26 protein-coding genes and 1 pseudogene are annotated in these 20,539 nt (G+C 70.6%); 24 read left to right on the forward strand and 3 right to left on the reverse strand.

What is annotated here, in order from left to right; translation table 11 throughout:
* Positions 1-456 precede the first annotated feature (456 nt).
* From IEX93_RS05980 to IEX93_RS05990, 3 genes are all read left to right on the forward strand, one after another.
* Complete coding sequence (locus IEX93_RS05980) at positions 457-636, forward strand: hypothetical protein (protein WP_188847336.1); 180 nt, start codon at positions 457-459, stop codon at positions 634-636.
* Between the two features lie 149 nt (positions 637-785).
* Positions 786-1,058 (forward strand): AbrB/MazE/SpoVT family DNA-binding domain-containing protein, encoded by a 273-nt coding sequence (locus IEX93_RS05985; RefSeq protein ID WP_188847337.1) that lies wholly within the window; start codon positions 786-788, stop codon positions 1,056-1,058.
* The gene (locus IEX93_RS05990; RefSeq protein WP_143587037.1) at positions 1,055-1,456 is read left to right on the forward strand and encodes a type II toxin-antitoxin system VapC family toxin; all 402 of its coding nucleotides are present in this window, start codon (positions 1,055-1,057) and stop codon (positions 1,454-1,456) included. The genes IEX93_RS05985 and IEX93_RS05990 overlap by 4 nt, the downstream gene beginning before the upstream one ends.
* A gap of 69 nt (positions 1,457-1,525) precedes the next feature.
* On the opposite strand, the gene IEX93_RS05995 is transcribed toward IEX93_RS05990, so the two are convergent.
* Positions 1,526-2,626, reverse strand: coding sequence for a transposase (locus tag IEX93_RS05995; RefSeq protein ID WP_188847338.1), 1,101 nt, complete (start codon positions 2,624-2,626; stop codon positions 1,526-1,528).
* A gap of 107 nt (positions 2,627-2,733) precedes the next feature.
* On the opposite strand from IEX93_RS05995, the gene IEX93_RS06000 reads away from it, so the two are divergent.
* The 10 genes from IEX93_RS06000 to IEX93_RS06045 all read left to right on the forward strand — a co-directional run bounded on the left by IEX93_RS06000 (position 2,734) and on the right by IEX93_RS06045 (position 7,811).
* Positions 2,734-2,886: a hypothetical protein gene (locus tag IEX93_RS06000; protein WP_229906104.1), complete on the forward strand. Its 153-nt coding sequence runs from the start codon at positions 2,734-2,736 to the stop codon at positions 2,884-2,886.
* Between the two features lie 82 nt (positions 2,887-2,968).
* Entirely contained in the window at positions 2,969-3,262 is a 294-nt protein-coding gene (locus tag IEX93_RS06005; protein ID WP_172596982.1) for a hypothetical protein, read from the forward strand.
* A gap of 35 nt (positions 3,263-3,297) precedes the next feature.
* Positions 3,298-4,230, forward strand: coding sequence for a toprim domain-containing protein (locus IEX93_RS06010; protein WP_188847339.1), 933 nt, complete (start codon positions 3,298-3,300; stop codon positions 4,228-4,230).
* A 1-nt stretch (position 4,231) separates the two neighbouring features.
* Positions 4,232-5,254 carry a hypothetical protein gene (locus tag IEX93_RS06015; RefSeq protein WP_229906105.1) on the forward strand — a complete coding sequence of 341 codons (1,023 nt, stop codon included), beginning with the start codon at positions 4,232-4,234 and terminating at the stop codon, positions 5,252-5,254.
* A 45-nt stretch (positions 5,255-5,299) separates the two neighbouring features.
* Positions 5,300-6,136 (forward strand): hypothetical protein, encoded by an 837-nt coding sequence (locus tag IEX93_RS06020; protein ID WP_188847340.1) that lies wholly within the window; start codon positions 5,300-5,302, stop codon positions 6,134-6,136.
* 3 nt (positions 6,137-6,139) lie between these two features.
* On the forward strand, positions 6,140-6,607 hold the full coding sequence (locus tag IEX93_RS06025) for a hypothetical protein (RefSeq protein WP_188847341.1): 468 nt from the start codon (positions 6,140-6,142) through the stop codon (positions 6,605-6,607).
* Complete coding sequence (locus IEX93_RS06030) at positions 6,594-6,806, forward strand: hypothetical protein (protein WP_229906106.1); 213 nt, start codon at positions 6,594-6,596, stop codon at positions 6,804-6,806. The genes IEX93_RS06025 and IEX93_RS06030 overlap by 14 nt, the downstream gene beginning before the upstream one ends.
* Positions 6,803-7,144 (forward strand): hypothetical protein, encoded by a 342-nt coding sequence (locus IEX93_RS06035; protein ID WP_188847342.1) that lies wholly within the window; start codon positions 6,803-6,805, stop codon positions 7,142-7,144. The genes IEX93_RS06030 and IEX93_RS06035 overlap by 4 nt, the downstream gene beginning before the upstream one ends.
* 24 nt (positions 7,145-7,168) lie before the next feature.
* Positions 7,169-7,423 (forward strand): AbrB/MazE/SpoVT family DNA-binding domain-containing protein, encoded by a 255-nt coding sequence (locus IEX93_RS06040; protein ID WP_039457276.1) that lies wholly within the window; start codon positions 7,169-7,171, stop codon positions 7,421-7,423.
* Positions 7,416-7,811, forward strand: a complete 396-nt coding sequence (locus IEX93_RS06045; RefSeq protein ID WP_188847343.1) for a type II toxin-antitoxin system VapC family toxin — start codon at positions 7,416-7,418, stop codon at positions 7,809-7,811. The genes IEX93_RS06040 and IEX93_RS06045 overlap by 8 nt, the downstream gene beginning before the upstream one ends.
* Here the strand turns inward: IEX93_RS06045 and IEX93_RS06050 are convergent.
* Both IEX93_RS06050 and IEX93_RS06055 read right to left on the reverse strand, forming a co-directional pair.
* Positions 7,808-8,299: a hypothetical protein gene (locus tag IEX93_RS06050; protein WP_135343473.1), complete on the reverse strand. Its 492-nt coding sequence runs from the start codon at positions 8,297-8,299 to the stop codon at positions 7,808-7,810. The two genes, IEX93_RS06045 and IEX93_RS06050, sit on opposite strands and share 4 nt — an antisense overlap.
* Positions 8,296-9,930, reverse strand: coding sequence for a hypothetical protein (locus IEX93_RS06055; protein ID WP_188847344.1), 1,635 nt, complete (start codon positions 9,928-9,930; stop codon positions 8,296-8,298). Before IEX93_RS06055 ends, IEX93_RS06050 begins: the two co-directional genes overlap by 4 nt.
* A gap of 150 nt (positions 9,931-10,080) precedes the next feature.
* On the opposite strand from IEX93_RS06055, the gene IEX93_RS06060 reads away from it, so the two are divergent.
* The 11 genes and pseudogenes from IEX93_RS06060 to IEX93_RS06110 all read left to right on the forward strand — a co-directional run bounded on the left by IEX93_RS06060 (position 10,081) and on the right by IEX93_RS06110 (position 20,537).
* A complete protein-coding gene (locus tag IEX93_RS06060; RefSeq protein WP_188847345.1) occupies positions 10,081-10,455 on the forward strand; it encodes a TrbC/VirB2 family protein in 375 nt (124 codons plus the stop codon).
* A 3-nt stretch (positions 10,456-10,458) separates the two neighbouring features.
* Complete coding sequence (locus tag IEX93_RS06065; RefSeq protein WP_188847346.1) at positions 10,459-10,776, forward strand: hypothetical protein; 318 nt, start codon at positions 10,459-10,461, stop codon at positions 10,774-10,776.
* Complete coding sequence (locus tag IEX93_RS06070) at positions 10,754-13,318, forward strand: VirB4 family type IV secretion system protein (RefSeq protein ID WP_188847347.1); 2,565 nt, start codon at positions 10,754-10,756, stop codon at positions 13,316-13,318. The genes IEX93_RS06065 and IEX93_RS06070 overlap by 23 nt, the downstream gene beginning before the upstream one ends.
* On the forward strand, positions 13,315-14,877 hold the full coding sequence (locus tag IEX93_RS06075) for a hypothetical protein (RefSeq protein ID WP_188847348.1): 1,563 nt from the start codon (positions 13,315-13,317) through the stop codon (positions 14,875-14,877). The genes IEX93_RS06070 and IEX93_RS06075 overlap by 4 nt, the downstream gene beginning before the upstream one ends.
* Positions 14,874-16,712: a hypothetical protein gene (locus IEX93_RS06080; protein ID WP_188847349.1), complete on the forward strand. Its 1,839-nt coding sequence runs from the start codon at positions 14,874-14,876 to the stop codon at positions 16,710-16,712. The genes IEX93_RS06075 and IEX93_RS06080 overlap by 4 nt, the downstream gene beginning before the upstream one ends.
* Complete coding sequence (locus IEX93_RS06085) at positions 16,709-16,870, forward strand: hypothetical protein (RefSeq protein WP_167764531.1); 162 nt, start codon at positions 16,709-16,711, stop codon at positions 16,868-16,870. Before IEX93_RS06080 ends, IEX93_RS06085 begins: the two co-directional genes overlap by 4 nt.
* Positions 16,871-19,300 carry a type IV secretory system conjugative DNA transfer family protein gene (locus IEX93_RS11710; RefSeq protein ID WP_188847350.1) on the forward strand — a complete coding sequence of 810 codons (2,430 nt, stop codon included), beginning with the start codon at positions 16,871-16,873 and terminating at the stop codon, positions 19,298-19,300. It begins immediately after the preceding gene.
* A pseudogene (locus IEX93_RS11715) lies at positions 19,188-19,577 on the forward strand (hypothetical protein); the annotation flags it as partial. The gene IEX93_RS11710 and the pseudogene IEX93_RS11715, both read left to right, overlap by 113 nt.
* Entirely contained in the window at positions 19,574-19,780 is a 207-nt protein-coding gene (locus tag IEX93_RS06100; RefSeq protein WP_039457191.1) for a hypothetical protein, read from the forward strand. The pseudogene IEX93_RS11715 and the gene IEX93_RS06100, both read left to right, overlap by 4 nt.
* On the forward strand, positions 19,777-20,223 hold the full coding sequence (locus IEX93_RS06105; RefSeq protein ID WP_188847351.1) for a lytic transglycosylase domain-containing protein: 447 nt from the start codon (positions 19,777-19,779) through the stop codon (positions 20,221-20,223). Before IEX93_RS06100 ends, IEX93_RS06105 begins: the two co-directional genes overlap by 4 nt.
* Positions 20,223-20,537, forward strand: a complete 315-nt coding sequence (locus IEX93_RS06110) for a hypothetical protein (protein ID WP_188847352.1) — start codon at positions 20,223-20,225, stop codon at positions 20,535-20,537. Before IEX93_RS06105 ends, IEX93_RS06110 begins: the two co-directional genes overlap by 1 nt.
* Positions 20,538-20,539: the final 2 nt, after the last annotated feature.

Here is a 20,539-nt window from a genome sequence, read left to right on the forward strand (position 1 = left end):
GCAAAGCCTCGCTTGCCCATCAGGAGGGAGATATACACCCATCCTCCTGACCTTTGCAAGGCAAGCCCAGTAGCACACGAAGGCATATGGCTGGTGAAGGGGTGCACTTCATTCACGACTTCATTACGGGGAAAGACTACGGAGGGCCCCTCTTCCCCGCCCTCTGGTCCTGGTGCACCGCCCGGTGCACCACCCCCTTCCTAGGAGGGAGCGGGACTCCCTCGCATCTTAGGTACACCCTTGGCTTCAGGCCGTCCCTTTGTACCTAAGTGCCCGCACCTTGATTTTGCCACATAGGACGCTGGAGATAGGGCTTTGCGAAGGCTCTTTTGGGGCCCCCGCTCTGGCGCAAGCCAGAGCGGGGCACTTAAGACAACCCTCGAGGCCGCCCCCTCCCGCCCGAGGCCACCCGGCCCCAACCGGGAGAGGGGAGCCTTGGGCCCACCCAGAAGGAGGATGAAGAGGCCAAAAGGCCTCGAGGAGGTGCACACCGCGAGGAAAGCGCTCGTTCCCCTCGGACTGAGGGTGGCCGGGGTGGCCCTGATGGGCCTCGAGGTCCTGACCCCGGCGGCCCGGCACGCCCTGGCAGGGCTCCTCTTCTTCGGCGGCTTCCTGCCCCTGCCCCAGAGCCGGTAGGCGAGGTGGGGGGCAGACGTCCCCCCAGACGCCTCCCGGCTCCCGCCTCTCCCCGGGTGGAGCCCCCTGGACAGGCCGCGGGGCTGACCCCAAAGGCGCGAATGAAGTTTGGTGGGTGGCACACACGTATAACGTGATACCCTAATGCTATGGGACACCTTACCTTCCAGGCCCAATACCTCACCCACCTCGGGGCCAAGGGCCGGGTGGTCCTGCCCGCGGAGGTGCGCAAGGCCCTGGGGCTCAAGGAGGGGGACCGGCTCCTCCTCCGGGTGCGGGAGGACGGGACCCTCGAGCTCCTTAGCGCCCGGGAAGTGGCCCGCCGGGCCAAGGGCCTGTTCGCCCATGTGGCCCCGGGGCGGAGCCTGGTGGAGGAGCTCCTCGCCGAGCGGCGGGAGGAGGCCAGGCGGGAGGAAGGGTGACCGCGGTCCTGGACGCCTCCGCCCTCTTGGCCCTCCTCAAGGGGGAACCTGGGGCCGAACGGGTGGCAGAGGCCCTGGAGCGGGGGGCTTACCTGAGCGCGGTGAACCTGGCCGAGGTCCTCTCCAAGCTGGCCGACTGGGGGGAAGACCCCGCCGAAGCCCAGGCCCGGATGGAGGGGGTGGGGCTCTTGGGGGCCGCGGTGGAGGTGCTCCCCTTTACCGGGGAGGACGCGCTAGAGGTGGCCAGGCTCAGGGCCCTAACCCGGGCCTACGGCCTTTCCTTCGGCGACCGGGCCTGCCTGGCCCTGGCCCGGCGCCTGGGCCTCCCCGCCCTCACCGCGGAGCGGGCCTGGGCCGAGCTGGATCTGGGGATCCCCGTGGAGGTCCTCCGACCTTGAGCGCCTGAGGGCTCCCGGGGCGGCGTCTTCTTCCGTCAGACCCCTAGGTGGCGGGTGGCGTAGGCTACCTCAAAACCTGCACCTCCCGCATATCCCGCATAAACCTTCACCTCCTCCTCCGGGCGGCCACAGACCAAGGGCATGAAGCTCCCGCAGGGCGACCTGCACCACCAGCTCGGGCAAGAGAACCCGAGCTGCCCCCTCCCTGGCCTCCCGCCAGCTCCCCTTCCCCTCCACCCCCACCCAGTGGGCCAGCAGGTAGGCCAGAAGGGAGAGCACCAGAAAGCGGTGCACCCCCAAGGCCGTCCGCTGCCCGAACTGCCCCAGGGAGAACTCACTCTTCGCAGCCCGGAAGAAGTGCTCTACCGTGAACCGCCTCCTTCCCCAGGTGAGCATGGTCCGGGGCGTGGCGGGAAAGGTGGCCACCACGTACCGCCACTCCCAGCCCCCTTGGGGCAGGGGGTAGCGGTACCAGGCCACCCAGACCGGGAAGGAAAGCCCCCACAGGTAGACCCGGCTCCCCTGCCGCCTGAGGTCCAAAAGCCTTCCCCCTCCCCGCAGCCTCCGGTCCCGCCGCATCCCCACCACCGTTTCCAAGCCCAACCGCCTCACCCCAAAGAGGAACCAGGCCGTACCAAAGGCCGCGTCCGCGGCCACCCGTATCCGGAAGGTCCGGCGCATCCAGAGGGGCAGAGAGGCCAGGAGGCTCAGGGCCAGGAGGGAGAGGCCTTTCTCCCCCTTGCCCCGCCATAGACGGTAGGCCCAGGGGACGCGGAGGTCCCCGTAGACGAGGTAAAGGACCACGAGGTGGAGGCCCCACTTGCCGTGAAAGAAGGAGAGGGGGAGGTGGGGGAAGTGGCCCCGCTTTTCCAGGGTGACCAGGTCCAGGACCACCAGGAGGCGGGGCTTGGGGCCCTTTCTCCGCCTGGCCCGGTCCAGGGCTTTCTGGGCCTCCTCGCGGGCCAGGCGGATGAGGGCGCGGGTGGGCCAGGGGTAGCGGTTGAGGAAGCGGGAGAGGGCGGAGGGGGACTTGGTCTTGCTGTGCTGGGGTCTAGCCTTGCCGTGACCGGTGAGGAAAAGGAACAACAGGGCCTTCAAGGATTCCCGCAGGTGGGGGGTTGGCATGAGGGCCAGGATGGTCCAAAGTAGGGATAGGGCTACTGGTCTCATGGCACCCCTCATAAGAGGGGAAACCAGTAGCCCTCTTCAAGTGGTCCCCAAGCATACTCATGCCCGCGGTGAATAAGTGCAAGTTTTGAGTCTACCCCGAAGGGGACATGGTGGTCCTCAAACCCCACAACCCCGCCTATCCCACCCTGCGCTTGCCCGCCTCGGAGGTGGAGGTCCAGGGAGTGTTTCGCTTCCTTCTCCGGGGGCGGGAGGCCCTCGAGGCGATGCGGCTTCTTTTGAGGTGGAGCTATGAGCACTGAAGCCCTTTTCCGCGTTCGGGTTGAAGAGGAAGGAAGGTCAGGATTCCGGCTGTTGCGGTTGCTCCCCTCCCGGGAGCGGTTGGTGGTGGTTCTACGTGAAAGCGCCCTCGAGGGGCTTTTGCGCCTTCCCGAGGGCTCCTTCCGCAGGCTGGCCCATGGCGAGGCCAGCGTGGTGTCTATGGCCAGCCTGCTCCCCGAGGAGCGGCTGCAGCTGGAGACCCTGGGCTATGCTCGGACCTTCAGGCGGCCCAAGGGGGAGGTGGCGGCGGAGGTCTTCTTCCTCCAGGAGGAGATCCCCCTGGTTTGGGCGAGGCTGGACCTGGACGGGGCGGGGGTGGTGCTGGAGGCCTTCTTGGAACCCGAGGAGGTGCTCTAAGGGCCCGGGGGCCTAGCGGCCCCACGGGAAGGGGCGTGGACCCACTCACCCAGGCGATCGACACGGTGGACCTGCCGGAGCTCGTGGCCCGGCTCTTCCCAGAGTCGGGGGCCAGGCCCGGCAGGCCCGGGCTTTACCGGGCGGTCTGGCGGGGGGACAAGAAGCCCTCCCTCTCCCTCTTCAAGGCCGGGGGAGTGTGGTTCTTCCGGGACCACGCCACCGGGGAGAGCGGCAACGCCTACCACCTGCTCCTCGCCGCGGGCTTCTCCAAGGCGGAGGCGGTGGAGATCCTCCTCGGGGAGAGGCCCCTCCCCGAGCTCCCGAAGCGGCTCAGGCGCGGGAAGGAGAAGCCCAAGCCCCCGGTGGACCTGGGGGCCGCCCTCTCCGAGGCCCAGGCCCGCCTCAGGGAGGCGAAGGAGCTCCCGGAGGTCCTGAAGGGGCGGGGGCTCACCCTGAGGGAGGCGGTCCTCCTCGGGATGGGGCTTTCCCCCGAGGGGGACCTTTACCTCCCTGTCTACGACCCGGAGGGGAGGGTGGTGGCGGTGAAGGTGCGGCACCGGGAGCCCAAGGAGGGCCAGCGCTACCGCTACCTCACCCGGGGGTGCGGCACGCCGCCCTGGTACGGCCCGGGCTACGGGAAGCGGGCGGGGGTCCTGGTGGTGGAGGGGGAGCTCAACGCCGTGGCCCTCTACCTCGCCGTGGGGGACCTCCTGGACGTGGTGGGGGTGGCCGGGGTGAACGGCACCCTCCCCGAGCCGGACGGCAGGCCCACCTTCCTCCTCCTGGACGGGGACGAGGCGGGGAGGAAGGCGGCGGAGAGGTGGCAGGCGGAGCTTGGGGGCTACCTGCTCGCCCCCCTCGAGGACGGCGACGCGTGCGAGGTGGCCGAGGCCAGGGGCCGGGAAGCCCTCCGGAAGGAGGTCCTCGCCCGGGTGGCCGAGGCCTTCCTGGAAAGGGGAGGTGTGTAAGATGCAGTTTGTGGAAGCCCACCTCGTCCCCTTCGGCGAGGGCCACCTCCTGGTCTCGGAGGCGGGGGTCTTCGCCCTGGCGAAGGAGGCGCGCCAGGCCGAGGCCCTAGGCCGGGAGGCCTACGCCCTCCTCGCCCTCCCCGTGGTGCCCCTGGTGGTGGGGAGCTACCGGCGGGGCTACCACGAGGGGGTCCTCCACGTGGCCTCCCTGGAGGAGCACCTCCAGGCCATTCCCCGGGTCCTCTCCCCGGCGGACGTGGACCGGATCGCCGCCTTCCTCCGGGGGGAAGGGGAGAGGCCGGAGGTGCGTCTCATCGAGCCGGGCCGCCCGGAAACCCCAGTTGCTTCCCCGTCAGGGGAACACCTTGAGGAGGCGGCTCCTCGGGAGGAGGCCCCGACCGGACCGCCCCCGCCGCCCCAGGGCGGGGAAGGGGAGAGGCGGGAAGCGCGCCTCGAGGGGTTTCCCAAGGCGGGGGAGGCTTCTCCCCGGGGGAGGGTCCTCACCCGGGAGCGGGAAGCCTTCCCCTCCTCCCCCAGGGAGAGGCGGTCTCCCCTGGTGCCCCTTCTCCTCCTCGCCGCTTCCCTTCCCCTCGTCCTCTACCCCGCCTTTGCGGGGGCCATCCCCGGGGCCCTGGCCTTCTTTCCCGCCCTGAACCTGGTCCTGGTGCAGGACCGCCTCCTCAAGCGCGGGGGGCCTGCCCGGGAGTACGTGAGCGCCTTCAAGGGACTCCTCTTTGGCCTGGCCCTGGTGGCCCTCCTGGGGGGAGCAGTCCACGGGGTTCTCCTCTCCCTGGCGGGGGGCCTGGCCTGGGCCCTCCTCCCCGCCCTCTACGGGGTGGCCGCCGGGCTCAGGCCCCTCCCCCTGGGCCGCCCCGCCCGCCTCTACGCCCAGGCGGTGGGGGACGCCCTGGGGCCCACCGCCCTCCTCGCTCCCGTGGCCCTGCTCTACGCCGTGCCCTTGGGGCTTGCCCTCGCCGCCCTGGGCCTCCTGGCCCTCCTGGGGGGACACCTGGGGGAGGACTAGCAACAAAGGCTTGCCTAGCTACCCAATATATGGCAACATGAGGGTATGCGGTTGCGTGCCGTACTGCTCGCCCTCACGATGGTCCTTCCGGCGCAGGCCCAGGTGGTGCTCAAGACCTACTACGCCGAGGACCTGGTGAAGACCCCGGGGCTCATCGAGGTGAGCCCCGGTTTCACCACGGTCATCGACTTCTGGGACACGGTGGACGCCGCCTTTTCCGCCCGGCGGGAGCTCCTTCGCCTCGAGGGGGGCGGGAGCAGGCTCCTCCTCTCCACGGGGATGATGGGCACCCAGGCCGGGGCGGTCCCCGTGAAGAGCGGGATGACCGACCTGGTGGTGGAGGTGGGGGGGAGGACCCTCCTCTTCACGGTGCGCATCGGGGCGGGGGAGTACCCCAGGCGCTACCAGATCCTCCTCAAGCGGACCCAGGGGGGCACCTACGCCCCTCTCTCTCAGGTTCCTCCCGCCCCGACCGTTAGCCCCGCTCCCGCCCCGGCCCTTCGCCCTCAGACCGAGCCCCCCACGGCCCAGCCCCCGGCGGTGCACTTCACCACCACCGTGGAGGCCCCTTCCGGGGAGGAGGGGAAGGTGAGCGTCTTCTTCACCCTGGAAAACCGGGGAAGCCACCCCGTGAGCTTCGCCATCAACGACCTCCAGGTCCTGCAGGAGGGGAAGCCCCTCCGGTTTGAGATGCGCCGCGACCCCCTGAAGGCGGTCTTGAACCCCGGGGAGGGGCAGAGCGGGGTCATCGTGGTCCACGGGGCGAGGCCCGGGGAGATCCTCCTCAGGTGGCGAGGGGTGGAGCTCGGGCCCGGGAGGAGCTTCCTCCTGGAGAGGCGGCTTTTGGGCAAGACCATCGAGGTCCAGACGGAAGGGAGGTAGGAGGTGGACCTCCTCGCTCCTTGGCGGGAAGGCCCCTACACCCTGCAGGAGGCCCTGGAGCGCTACGGGGAGGCCCTGGTGGGAGAGGCCCTGAGGCAACGGGTGCTGAAGCCCGTGATGACCCGGCTCGGCCCCGTCCTGGTCCCGGCGGCCAGGGGCCGGGCCCTCTTAGGGCTCACCCGGTACTACACCCCCAGGGCGGGGGCCCTGGAGATGGCCCTCCTGGTGCGGCGGCAGGCGGAGGCCATGGAGAGGGAGGGCTGGCGCGTGCTCAAGCGGCAGGGAAGCAGGGCCGTTTTGGAGAAGGACGGGGAGCGGGTGCTCGTGGTGGGAAACCGTGGGCCCGTGGGAAGGCGGCCCAGGCCCCAGGACGACCTCGAGGCCACCGCTAGCCGGGTGGTGGTCCTGGTCCCCGAGGGGGCGAAGCGGTCCCGGATAGAGGTGAAGGAGGTGCGGATTGGAAGCGGTTGACGCCATGAAGGACCTGGTGGTGAGCCTGGAGCCCCCCAAGGCGGTGATCCTCGCCATCACCACCCTGGGCCTCGCCCTGGGCGGCCTCCTCATCGCCATCGGGGAGCGGGACCGGGGGGTGGGCTACCTCATCGCCGCCCTCCTCGGGGGGATCCTCGCCTGGAACGCCAAGAGCTTGCTCTCCCTGGTGGGCCTATGAACGAGGTCCTGTGTAGCGTGACCCGGCTGGTGTGCGCCCTCACCCCCCCTGTGGTCCTGGTGGGGGCGCTGGTCCTTTTGGCCGTGGTCCTCCTGGGCTACCGGGTGGTGATGGGAGACCTCCGGCGGGCCAAGTGGAGCCTGGCGGCCCTCCTCCTCCTCGCGGGGCTCCTCGCCCCGGTGCCGAACGGGCAGGGCGGGAAGACGGCGGCCTTCTACCCCTTGATCCGCATGCTCACCGGGGGGTACGGGGCCTGCACCTTCATCGGCCCGCCTCCCCGGTACACCCCTTCCCCGGACGAAAGGCCCGTGAAGGGCCTCTCGTGTGGGGGTTCGTGAGGGCTTTGGTGTAAAATGGCCTATATGGTGAAAAAGGCGGACTTCACCACCCTCACCCTGGACGCCCAGGGCCGGGTGCTCCTTCCCCGTCCCCTCCGCCAGGCCCTGGGCCTGGGGCCGGGGGCCAGGCTCGTGGCCCTGGTGGAGGACGGGCGCCTGGTCCTCACCCCCTGGGAGCGGCTGGAGGAGGAGCTTTGGGCGGAGCTCGCCGACATCCAGGAAAGCCTCGCCGAGGAACTTCTGAGGGAGCGCCGCCTGGAGGCCGAGAAGGATGCCTGAGGGGCCGCGAAAGCTCCTTGACGCCTCGGCCCTTCTCGCCTACCTGCAGAGGGAGCCGGGCTTTGAGGCGGTGCGGGAGGCCCTTCGGGAGGGGGCGGCCATCAGCGCGGTGAACCTCGCCGAGGTGGCGGGCAAGCTCAAGGCCAGGGGGAAGGACCCGGAGCGCATCGTGAGGCGGCTTTTGGCCATGGGCCTCGAGATCCTGCCCTTCACCCTGGAGGAGGCCCTGGAGGCGGGGGCTCTTGACCCCCTGACCCGGCCCCTGGGCCTTTCCCTGGGGGACCGGGCCTGCCTGGCCGCCGGGAGGGTGCGCGGCCTGGCCGTCCTCACCGCGGACCGGACCTGGGCCGGGGTGGTGCCGGGCGTGGAAGTGGTGGTGGTGCGCTAGGCCCAAGGGGCCAGGAGGACCCTCGTCCCCTCGGGGAGAAACCGCCTCAGGTAGGCCACGCGCTCCGGGACCGGAGCCCCCCAGACCTGGCCCACGAACCTCCGGGCGAAGGCTTCTCCTTTGGCCTTTACCCGGGCCCGGGCGTAGGCCCCGGCGTCGTACTCCAGGGCCACGGGGCCTTCGGGGGTGAGCCAGACCCCATCGGGCTCCTCCACGGGGTGGCGGGGCTTGGGGCTCACCCGCCACACCCTGGGGTCAGGAGGCACCCCGAGGAGGAGGCGCATCTCCGCCAGGCCCGCCAGGTGGCGGAGGGCGGTGAGGGGGTAGCGGGCCACGCTCGGGTGGGCCCAGAAGGCCACGGGCTCCTCCTTCCGGTAGTAGGTGAGGCCCAGGTAGCCCTCCACCCGCACCGCCTCCTCTGGGGGGACGAGGCCCCAGCGCCGGGCCTGCTCCTCGGACCAGGCGAGGTCCACGGCGAGGGCCGTCATTGCCCACTACCCCCCAGCACCAGGACCGTGAGGGGCGTCCCCTGGGCCACCTCCGCCACCCGGACCACGGCCCTCGTGCCCTCCGGGACGGAGAAGAGGTCCGCCGCCGCCGCGCCCAGGAAGAGCTCCAGGGGCGGGGCCTGCCCCTGCTGGATCACCGTGCCCGAGGGCGTGGTGGTGACGGTGGTCTGTTGCGACCGGGCCCGCACGTAGTCGGAGAGGCCCCGAAGGGAGCCCCGCACCAGGTCGGCCACCAGGGAGGGGGCCTCCTCCCGGACCTGGGCGGGGAGGCCCTGGGCGAGGTCAGCCCCCAGGACCACGGCCCGCACGGGGAAGACCTTCCCCGCCAGGACCGCCTGGTCCAGGTTCACCTCCACCCGGCGGGTGGGGGAGAGCTTGGCCTTGCCCAGGAAGGTGGCCCCGTCCTCCGTCTCCAGGGCCACGGGGACCTCCTGCCCCTCGGGGACCACGAGCTTCACCGCGAGCCTCCCGGAAAGCCGGGTGCCGGGGAGATAGGGGGAGGAAGCCGTGGGGGAAGGCGGGGAAGGGGCCGTGGAAGGAGGCGTGGGAGAGGCCTGCCCCCGCCCGAAGACCTCGGGCAGGTTGGCCTCGAAGAGGCCGGGCCCCTGGGCCTGAGGCGAGGCGGTTGAAGCGGAGGGCGCCGCCTGGGGGGCCTCGGCCTTCCTGTAGGCCACGAAGGAGGAGACGGGGGCCACCTGGCCGGAGGCGCTACCCGCCTGCCCTTGGTAGACGGCGAGGCCAGGCCCGGTGGAAGCTTCCTGGGCCTGGGCCCTGAGGGGCACGGAGAGGGAGGCCTGGGCCGGGGCCTCGGCCTCGCCCTGGCGGAGGTAGACCGTCATGGGCGGGGCCGGGGCCGCTTCGGCGGCGGGCGCTTGGCGGACGTAGGCCGCCATGGAAGGCGTGAGGTAGGTTCCGGTGCCCCCAACCGAGGCGGGGCTCGCCGGGTACGCGCCCACGGTCTGGGGCGGGGGAGGCACCTCCCCGGCGGACGAGGGCGTGGGCGGAGGGGGGATCGTCTCCGGCAGGGCCGTGGACGGCGCGGTCCCCAGGGAGGCCTCTCCCGTGGCCCCGGAGACCTCGGCGGGGGGCGCGGGGACCTGAGAGGCCTGCCCGCCAGGGGCCGCCTGGCCCTCGAGGGCGGACGCCGAAGGGGAGGCCTCGGCGCCCGGGACCTCCGGCGTAGCGGGGGCGACCCCCGTGGAGACCACGCTCTGGGCCGGGGGAGGGGTTTGGGCTTGGGCCGGGCGCTTGGGGCCTCCTATGTTGTTCATGGCCCACATGAAGACGAAGAGGCTCATAAGGCCGCCCACGCCGATCAGGATCTGCTTGGGACGGGAGGGCACCCACTCCCCGGTGAGCTCGTCATAGCGGTTGAAGAGGCGGTTGTAGAGGCCCCGGAGGAAGGCCCGCTTCCTCACCTCCTGGCGGACCTCCTCCTCCGGGGGCCTGACCTGCTCGAACTCGATCCCCCCCTCCAGGAGGGCGGCGAGCTCCGGGTCCTTCTCCCTGAGCTCCTCCAGGAGGGCGTAGAAGCTGGGCTCGTCCGGCCCGGGGAGCTTCCTGCCGAGCTTCTCCTCTACCTGCTTGCGCACCTCTGGGTTCAGCCTCACGCCCTCATGTTGCCACAAAAGGGTAGGGTTTTGCTATAATAGCAGTCGTATGAGGTTGAAAGGGGGTGGGAACGCGCGAGTCAAGGTTGTGGGGATGGACGGGCTTCAGGCTTTGGGCTTCGGGCTTCTTGACCTTTTGGGAGGTAGAGCGTGCTGAAGAAGCTGGCTAAGGGTTTCAAGACGGAGCACTTCCGGTTCTTCGTGCTGGCGTTGGCGGTGGGCCTCGCCCTCTTCGGGGTGGCGGAGGCGCAGACGAACCCGGCAGACCAGGCCTTTGGCAACGTGGCGAACGCCATCTGCACCATCGTGGGCTACCTGAAGGGCCCCGTGGGCCTGGGGATCATCATCCTCATGTTCGCCATAGGCGGCATCAGCCTCGCCATCGGCGGGCGCAACGCCTTGCCCCTCATGATCGGGGCGGGCATCGGGGGCATCATCATCGCCGCCGCACCCTACTTCGCCAAGATGTTCTTCGGGAGCGTCACCAACACGGCCAACGCCCCCGCCTGCACGAACCTCTTCTGAACCATGCTCAGGCTCCGGGTGTGGCGGCTCTACCAACCCCTGACGCTCCTCGGCCTCGAGCTTTGGCAACTCTTCCTCGGGGCCGTGGCCATGACCGTGGGGCTTCAGGTGGGCGGGGCCCTGCCGCACCCGGCCCTGGGGCTGGTGCTGGCGGGGCTCTTGGGGTTTTTGGCCATCAAGTTCTCGGACCGTCTCAGGATCCTCTACCCGGGGGCGAGCCTGTGGCAGGAGATCGCCTGGCTCACGCAGAAGGAGCGCTACCGCCCCGAGCGGGATGAGGACACGACCCCCCTGATCTATGACGAGCGCTTCCAGAGGTAGCCTCTTCTCCCGGGCGCGGGAGGACTCCCTCACCGCGCTTTTGCCGTACTGGGAGATCCAGGACGGCCTCGTGGTCCTGAACGATGGGCGGGTGGAGCTCGGAGTTCGGCTGGAGCTTCAGCCCACCCTCTTCGCCAGCACCGCCTACATGGAGGGCCTGGTGGGGGTCATCAAGACCATCCTTCGGAGCGGCGTGCCCGAGGGAAGCCGGGCCCGGCTCGTGGTGGAGGTCTCCCCGGCCCCCTTCGCCCGGGTGGAGCGGTACCGGGACCTCCAGGCCTCCCACCCCACGGCCCGCTTCCTGCAGGAGAGGCGCTACGAGGCCTGGCGGGAGCGGTGGCAGAGGGGGCAGGTCCTGGAGAAGCGGGTCTACCTCAGCGTCCTCCTGGGCAGGCCCCGGCACAAGCGGCGCCGGGTGCCCTTCACCCCGGAGGAGTGGAAGGAGGTGGTGGCGGAGGCGGAGCGGGTGCGGACCCGGATCGTCCGCGCGGCCTCCGCCTACCGCATCCTCGCCTTCCCCATGAGCGACCAGGAGCTCTTCGCCGTCCTCTACCGCTACTTCAACCCCGCCCTGGCCCTGGCGGAGGTGCCCCAGTACCAACAGACCTGGCAACGCTACCCCCGGGAGGCCATCCGCCGCATCCCCTCCCTCAGGCCCCCCACCCTCCGGGCCCAGATCGCCCGGAGCGAGGTGGACAACTCCTACCGGGACGCCCTCTACGTGGGGGGCATGTGGGCGGGGATCCTCTCCCTCTACACGGTGCCGGACGAGACCTACGCGGAGATGGGGGACGTGCTGGCCCAGGCCGGGGGGGACCGCTTCTACCTGGTCATGGACTTCCTCCACGAGCCCTTCGAGCTCGCCATCCGGGCCCTCAAGGCCCGGGCGAGGCGGTACTACTCCGCCTCCCAGTCGGGCACCTACGTGGACCCCAACGTGCGGGTGGGGCAGGTGGAGACGGAGGGGGCCATCACCCACGTCTCCCAGATGGGGGACCACATCTTCCAGGTAGGGGCGAGCCTCATCCTCCTGGAGCGGGACCGGCAGGTCCTGGAGGAGCGCGTGAGCCAGGCGGTGAGCACCCTGAGCCAGGTTCCGGGGAACCCCTTCCGTGTCCTGAGAAACGGCCTCCTCGCCCCCTGGCTCACCCTCGCCCCCTTCTCCGGGGGGATAGCGGAGGAGAAGGTCTACCTCCTGGAGACCAACGCCGCCCACTTCTTCCCCACCACGGGGGCCTGGTCGGGAAGCCCCAGGCCCGTGGCCCTCTTCCGGACCCGCCAGGGGGCCCTGGTCTCCGTGGACCCCTTCGACAAGCGGATGCGGAACTACAACGGCATCGTGGTGGGGGGCTCGGGCTCGGGGAAGACCTTCGCCGTGCAGTACCTCCTCTCGGAGCTCTTGCGGGACGAGAAGGTGAGCGTGGTCATCCTGGACCGGGGCAAGAACTACCAGGCCCTGGTGGAGGCCTTCGGCGGGGCCATGGTGGAGATCCGCCCCGGGGCGGGGGCCAGCATCAACCCCTTTGACCTCGAGGAGGGGGAGGTGGAGCCCACCCCGGAGAAGAAGGGGGACCTACTGAAGCTCCTCCGGGCCATGGTCCCCCCCGGGGGCGACCCCACCCAGGAGGCGGTGGAGAACGCCATCCTGGAGGCGGCCATAGACCAGACCTACAAGCGGGCCACCACCGTGGACCTGAGGGAGGACGGCACCGGTCAGCGAAGCTACATTGAGGAGAAGCGCTACCTCGGGGCCAGGCTCTCCGACCTGGTGAAGACCCTCCTCACCCTGGACGAGATCGGGGGGCGGGGGGTGTCCCCCTCGGAGAAGGAGGTGGCCCGAAGCCTTGCCCTCCGCCTCCAGTCCTGGACCGGGGACTCCCCCATGGGCACCTTCGTGGACCGCCCCACCTCCGTGCCCGTGAGCACGGCCCGGGTGGTCTGCTACGAGCTCGAGGGCCTAGACGCCTACGAGGGCCTGGACGTGGTGGGCACGGTGCTCATGGCCGACCTCATCTGGAAGCGGGCGAAGGAGGGGAAGAAGCGGGGGGAGGAGCGGAACCTCCTGGTGGTCCTGGACGAGGCGTGGAAGGTGTTCAAGAACCCCTACGCCGCGAGCCTGGTGGAGGAGCTCTACCGCCGGTTCCGGCACCTGGGTGGCGGGATTTGGAGCATCACCCAGAGCCTCCAGGACTACAGCGGGGAGAGCGCGGGGAGGATCCTCCAGAACACCACCTGGGTCTTCCTCTTCCGGGTGCAGGGGGAGGAGGAGCACGTGCGAAGAGTCTTCGGCCTCTCCGACCGGGCCATGGCCGTGTGGAAGTCCCTGGGGGGCGTCAAGGGGCTCTACGGGGAGGTGATGGTGTGGGCGGTGCGGGACGACCGGAAGGAGGGGGACGTGCTCCAGCTCTGGCCCACGCCCTACGACTACTGGCTCTTCACCAGCGCCCAGGACGAGGTGGCCCTGAGGAAGGCCATGGCGGAGAAGTACGGCGGGGACATCCTAAGGGCGGTGGTGGACCTCGCGGAGGGGAGGAGGCCGTGAGGGCGATCGCCCTCCTCGCCTTCGCCCTCCTCCCCGCCCTCGCGGTGAGGGTGGCGTGGCTTTCCCCGAGGCCCGGCGTCTACCCGGAGGGGCGGGTCCTGGTGGTGGAGGCCCGGGTGGAGCCCGAGCCGGGGGAGAGGGTCCTCGAGGTGAGGGGTGTGGCCCTTCCTTCGGGGCGGGAGGTCTTCCGCACCACCTCCCTCCAGGTGAAGCGGTACTGGGACACCACGGGCTTCGGCGGCACCACGGCGCTTCGCCTGGAGGTGGACTACACCGGGGAGAAGACGGGCACGGCCTACGCCCTCCTCGCCCTCCAGGTCCAGGGGACGGGGCTTTCGGGCCAGAACCTCCAGGTCCAGGGGACGGGGCTTTCGGGCCAGAACCTCCAGGCCCAGGGCCTCATGGAGGACCTGGACGGCTTCATCGCCCAGGCCTGCCGCTTCATCGGCTTCTACGAGCTCTCCTCGGTGCGGTGGCTGTGCACCGCCCACCGGACCGTGAAGAAGGCCGTCAACTACTGGAACCAGCTCGGGGACATGTGGGAGGACTTCAAGAACCAGGCCATCTACTACGGCACCGGGCTGGCCCTGGACTGGCTGGGCAAGGGGCTTGGCCTCCACCAGCTCAACCCCCTGGTGGACCAGGTGGACCAGGCCCTGACGGACCTCATGAGCGACATCCGCCGCCAGAAGAACGCCATCCTGAACGCCCTGGCCCGGGCGCGGGCGGAGCAGTTGCGGGAACTGGACGCCTGGAAGCCCGGGGACGACCCCCTCTACTGGGGCCCGGAGTGGTGGACCCGGCTCATCTCCGGGGTGGTGCCCCAGCTGGGCTTCCAGGCCACGACCCAGAGCCTCGCCGACCTCCAGCGCACGGCCCAGCTCCTGGAGAACCAGTCCCGGGTGGCCCAGAACGTGAAGAACCAGCAGGAGAACCTGAGCCTGGAGAGCACCCTCCAGGACCTCTGGGACACCCTGGGGGCCGCCTGGAACTTCATCGCCGAGGCGGTGTCCAAGGGGTGGGCCTCCCTCACCGGGGGGCTTTCCGGGGCGAGCGTGGGCCTTCCCCAGGGACCCGTGGGGGCGCAGGGCGCTTCCCCCGGGGCCTCCCTGGGGGCCCAGCAGACTTCGGGCGGCTCCGGGGGCACCTCCGGCTCTGGGGGCGTGATGGACCCCGGCATCACGGAAAGGCTCATCTCCGAGGCCCAGACCGCCCCCTCCACCCGGGAGGTGACGGAGGTGGTGGTGAAGGGCTTCGCCGAGCTCATCCGCCTGCAGGCCCAGGACTCTTTCCGGGCCGTGCAGGAGATGAAGAACCTCGCCGCCCAGCAGGCCATGACCGTGGAGCAACTGGTCCAGGTGAACCAGAACCTGGTGGAGCTCATCAGGAAGCAGGAGCGTAGCGCCGAGGACCAGCTACGGGCCCTCATGGCCCAGGTGGCCTCCCAGGCGGAGAAGACCTCGGCCAAGTACGTGGCGGCGGGGGAGGCCCTGGAGATCCTCGCGCGGCAATGGAGAGCGCAAAGCGGCACCCCGCCGCCCTCGGGGGGTAGCCCGTGAGGCGGGCCCTTCTTCCCAAGGGGTGGGGCGCGAGGCTTCTCGCCCTCCTCCCCTTCCTCTTCCTCCTGGCCCTGGCGGACCCGCCCCCGCCGCCCCAGGGACAGATCGACCAGGGGGTTCGGGACTTCCTCACGGGCATCCTCAACGCCATGCTCAACCTCAACGACTGGATCGCCCTCTTCAAGGCGAGCCTCCGGGACTTCCAGGCGGGGGCCTACACCATCGGGCGGAGCCTCATCGTGGTGGGCCTCATCTGGAGCCTCATCCGGGCGGTCTACTACGGGAGCCTGGAGGAGGTCCTGGGGGCCATGGCCCGGGTGGTCCTGGCGGGGGGGTTCCTCTGGTTCGGGGAGGTCCTGGACGAGAGCTTCGGCGGGACGCAGGGCGTGTACTACGCCGTCACGAACACCTTCCGCACGGAGCTCGCGGACGCCATGACGGAGGCCGCCAACAACCTCAAGGCCCTAGGGGCGGTCATCAACCCCCTCTTCACCCTGGTCGCCATCGCCGAGGCGGGCCTCGTCCACGTGGCGGGGACCGCTTTGAACCAGGGGAACCTGTCGGAACTGTCCCAGCAGGTCCTGGCGGGCGTGGGGGCGGCGGCCCAGCTTCTCAACCCCGCCTCCCTCCTCCTCATCCCCTTCGTGGTGATCGCCATGGTCCTCACGGTGCTCATCAGCACCATGTTCATGCTCGCCTCCGCCTTCTGGCCCATCGTGGCGGGGAGCCTGGCCCTTCCCATCGGCCTCGGACCCCAGCTTTTCGGGCGGTGGCTTTCCGTGGTGGTGTGGGCCTTCCTCATGGGGGCCGTCGGGCCTTTCGTGGTGCGGGGGGGCATGGAGCTCGGGGTCTCCCGGCCCGCCGCCTACATCGCCTCCCAGGCGGTGGAGATCGTGAACACCACCGTGGAACAGCTCACCGGCCAGTTCCGGGAGAACCGCCGCATCTTCGCCGAGACCCTGAACGACTTGGCCCTCAGGAACGGGTGGGACCCCACGGTGTGCGGCTTTGAGGTCTTCGTGGACACGGACGGGAAGCTCAACTACCGGAACGTGGCCCCAAATCCGAGCGCCATCCTCTCCCCGGTGGCGTGCGGGACCATGACCAAGGAGGCCATCGCCCAGGGGATGCGGCAGATGGGGACCTTCGTCCTGGGCATCGGCAAAGGGCTCGTGGACATGTTCCAGGCCTGGGCCCAGACCCTGCTGATGACCGTGGGAGGCATGGCGGCGGCCCTCCTCATCGCGGGCTATCTCTCCAGCCTGGTGGCCACCTTCTTCGGTGGGCTTTCCCTGGCCGTGACGGCGGCGGCGGTGGGCTACGCCACCAGCGTGGCCGCGAGGGGCGTCGGGGGTGCGGGGCAGATGGTGCAACAGGCGGCGGGCGGCCTGGCCTCTGCCGGCCAGAGGGCGTTCACGGCGGGAGTGGAGGGCGTGGGCGGCTACATCCTGGAAAGCCCCAGGACGCCTTCTTCCTGGTGGAGCCCGCCCTCGGGGGGGGATGCCCCGGCCCTGCCGCCCAGCTACCAGCGCACGGTGGAGGTGCGGGCCTCCGGGACGGAGGTGCCGTGGGTGCACCGGGCCGAGTACGGCGAGGGCGTGGGGCCCGCCGTGGTGCGGCCCGCCCCCGGGGTGGGGCAGAGCGTGGGCTACACGGGTCCCGGGGAGGTCCCCTCCTACAAGGGAGCCCCTGAGGCCCCGGGAAGGTGGACCGACCGGGCCAAGGAGGTGCGGCCCCCGGAGACCCCCTCGGGCACCACCCTTCCCGCAGGGGGGCCGCCTCCGGGCAGGTGGATTGACAGGAGCGCTTACAGGAAGGGAGGTGATGAGGAGTGAAGCGCTGGATTGACCGTGGACCGAAGTGGGTCAAAAGGGACCCCTTGCCCAGGGTGGAGTTCCGCCTGAGCGAGGAGGCCTTGGCGGCGCTTCGCGCCCGGCCCCTGGCCCCTAAGGCCCCAGGAAGGTGGATCGCCCGGGCGCGGGGGAGGAGGTAGGTGGAGGCCGCTTCCCTCTTCGAGACCCCACGCCCCCTCAAGGCCCTTCGGGCTTTGGGGTTCCTCCTCTTCCTCGCCACCCTGGGCCTCGTCTTCTACCTGGGGGTGCAGGGGGCCCTCGAGGCGGCGAACGCCCTGGCCGAGGCGGGCTGGGACCGGGCCGTGGGCAGGCCCGGGGCGAGGGGCCTGGAGTTCGCCACCGCCTGCATGCTCAATGTCGCCACCTCGTGCGGAAGCGAGCTCAACCGGCTCTGGGCGGCCCGGCTCAACTACGACCTCCTCCGGCTCGTCCTGGTCCTGGGGTTCGTGGGGGGCCTCGCCCCCTTCGTCTACAGCCCCGCGAGGCCCAGGAAACTCCCGGGGCAGGGGCGGTGGGCCACGGAGAGGGACCTCGAGCCCTACCTCAACCCCAAGGGTGTGGGCTGGTACGGCCAGGTGGGGAAGAGGCCCCTCCGGGTCTCCGAGGGCCAGCGGGTGGCCCACACCCTCGTGGTGGGCAAGCCGGGGCACGGGAAGACCTCGGGGTACTACCTGCCCAACCTCCTCCTGGACGCCAAGGACGGGTGGACGGCCATCGTCTACGACCTGAAGTACCCGGACCGGGAAGGCCTCATGGAGGCCATGACCTACTACGCCCACCACGGGCGGGCCGTCTACCCCTTCACCCCGTGGGGGGAAAGGTCCTACCGCATCAACTTCCTGGAGGGGGCCGAGGACATCACCCAGGCCAAGCTCATCGCCGAGATCTTCGTGCCCAGGAACCCTAAGGTGCCCGACTCCAAGGAGTTCTACCCGGGCCTCGAGCGGACCCTGCTCCAGGCCCTGATCTACGCCGAGGGGGTGGAGGGGCGGTACTCCCTGGCCCACGTCTACCGGGTCCTGGGGGACGGGGTGGCCGGGCTCAAGGCCTACGTGGAGGTGCGGCCCTACCTGCAGGTGGAACTCAAGACCCTCCTGGAGATGCGGCAGGACCAGCTGGCGGGGATCCTGAACGGGGCCCGGAACCGCCTCTCCATCTGGCTGGACCCGGGCCTCGCCGCCGCCACGGAGCCCGGGCCCATGGAGGTCCCCTGGGCGAAGGTTTTCTCCGAGCCCAGCCTGGTCTACATCGGCGTGCCCCAGGAGCTCATCGGGGACAACGCCTCGGGGTACGTGCTCCTCAAGCTCCTGAAGCGCATCGTGGACCTGAAGACCCTCCAGCACGCTAACCGCAACGGGGGCAGGCTCAAGGTGCCCGTGAGCGTCTACTGGGACGAGTTCCCCAACTTCGGCTTCCTCCCCGGGATCAAGGAGAACCTGGGCACCATGCGCTCCCGGAGGGTGGCCTACCACATCGCCGTGCAGAACACGGACCAGGGGCGGGCCGTCTACGGGGACGAGGAGTGGGAGGCCATCGAGGGCACCTTCGCCCAGCGGGTCTACTTCCTCTCCGGCCTCTCCGACAACGACGCCGCCCGCCTCTCGGAGGTCCTGGGGGAGACCTCGGTGATGCAGGAGGTGCGGGGGGTGAGCCGGAGGGGCCTTCTCCCCATCCCCACGAGCCGAACCGTGGGGGAGCGGGAGGTGGCCCGGCCCCTCCTCTCCCCGGAGGAGATGCGCACCGCCCCCAAGGGGGAGGCGGTGGTCCTGCTGGAGGGCGCTCCTCCGGCCCGCCTGAACCTCTTCGGCATGTGGCGGAAGGAACACCTCCTGCACCGCCTCTGGAAGAAGGCGCGGGAGGCGCGGGTGGAGGAGGCGGGCTTCCCCCTTCCCCGGACGCGGGGGCCCGTCTCCCTCCCCGCCTCCGCTTCGCCCGAAGGGGAGGCCGCCCCCTGGAGCCGGGACCCCTCGAGGCCCGAAAGCCTCCTCCTCTACCTGGAAGCCCTCACCCGGCGGGTGCCCGAGTTCAAGCGGTACTACCGGGGCTCGGAGACCCTCCGCCTGGACTTCCGCCTCCCCGAGGGCTTCCCTACCCCCGAGCCTGCCTGGGTGAAGCTCGGCTGGTGCGAGGTGGAGGGGGAGCCCGTGCGCCTCTCCATCACCCAGAAGGGCCTCAAGGCCATCCAGGGGGCAGACCGGGAGGGGTACCGGGCCCTCCTCCGGTGGTGCCGGGCGGTGGAGCGGTGGAAGAAGGAGCACCGGGAGGCGCCCGTGCCCGAGGTCCTGGCCTTCCCCCGGGAGGAAGGGGAGCGGGTGCTTTTGGGGAAGCTCTGCGGCGAAGCGGTGGAGGTGAAGGAGGATGAGGTCCTGGTTCGTCCCAGTCTTGGCCTTGGCGGCCTCCGTTGCCCTAGGAAGGAGCTACACCCTGGCGGAGGCGGCGGAGGCGGTGAGGCGGGCCACGGGGGAGGTCCTGGTGCAGGTGGCGGTCCTGGACCTGAAGCCCCTGGCGGAGGCCCTGAGGGAGGCGATGGTGAAGGGAGGGGTGAAGGTGTACCTGCTCACCACGGATAGCGGCCTCACCCACCCGAAGAGCTACGGGCCCTCCCTGGCCCTGGCGGGGGCCGTGGTGCGCTTCGCCCCCCGGGTGGACGGGGAGTTCGTGGTGGTGGACCGGAAGGAGGCCATCCGCCTCCTTCGGGGCTACGTGGGCCTCTCCCTGGAGGGGGCGGAGCCCGCTCCCCTGGTGGAGCGCTTCTACTTCGCCTTCCTCCGGGGGGTGCCCTTCGCGGTGGAGGACTGGGTGCACCGGCTCTACATCCGGGAGTACGTGAAAGGAGGTGGAAGGTGAAGTGGGCGGAGCTTCTGGGTAAGGCGGTGGCCGTCTTGGGGGCCGGGCTCTTCCTTCTCGGCCTCTTCCGGCTGGACGGGGCCGGGGTGGGGGCGGGGCTCGTGGTCCTCCTCTACGGGGTGGGCCTCGCCCTCCTCGCCGGGGTCTACGGGGAACTCAAGGCGGTGCGGGCCCTCCTGGAGAGGGAGGTGGAGAAGGGGTGAGGCGGGCGGCCTACCTGGCCCTCCTCCTGGGGGCGGCCCTCGCGTGCGGCCACGTCCCCCAGGACCTCTGGGCGAAGACGTGGAAGTACGCCCGGGCCTGGGGGGTGGACCCCTACCTGGTGGCCGCCGTGGTGTGGGTGGAAAGCGGCTACTGCCCGGGAGCAGTAGGGCGGGCCGGAGAAGTGGGCCTGGGCCAGTTCATGCCCGGCACCTGGGCGCGCACCACGGGGGCTCCCGTGGAGTGGCGGGCCCACCCCGACTGGGCGCTCTGGGCCACGGCGAAGCACCTCCGGGAGCTCTGGGAGGCCACCCAGGACTGGCGGCTGGCCCTCGCCGCCTACAACGCCGGGCTCGGAGCGGTGAGGAGAGGGGCCATTCCCGCCTCCACCCAGAGGTACGTGGAGCGGGTGCTTTCGGTCTACCGGGCCTGGCGGAGGGGGTGATGGAGTCCCTGCCTGCCTTCCACGCCCTCGAGGCCCTGGGCCGGGCCTTCGCCCAGAAGGAGGCCTGGGTCTTGCTCGGGGTGGGGGCCCTCTCGGGGTACGCCCTGGGCCGGGTGGCCCGGGCCCTCCTCCCCTGGGCGGCCCTCCTCTACCTGGGGGCGGCCCTCCTCGGGCGGGCGGACCTGGAGGCCCTCGCCCACCACCTGGGGGCGGCCTCCAAAGAGGCGTGGGCCTTTCTTTCCGGGCTTCCCACGGGCCTCTCCCTGGGGGCGGTGGTGGGCTTTTTGTCCGGGCTTTCGGACCGTTGGGGGTGAGG

The sequence above is a fragment of the Thermus composti genome, from assembly GCF_014647535.1.
GTDB classification, from domain to species: Bacteria; Deinococcota; Deinococci; order Deinococcales; family Thermaceae; genus Thermus; species Thermus composti.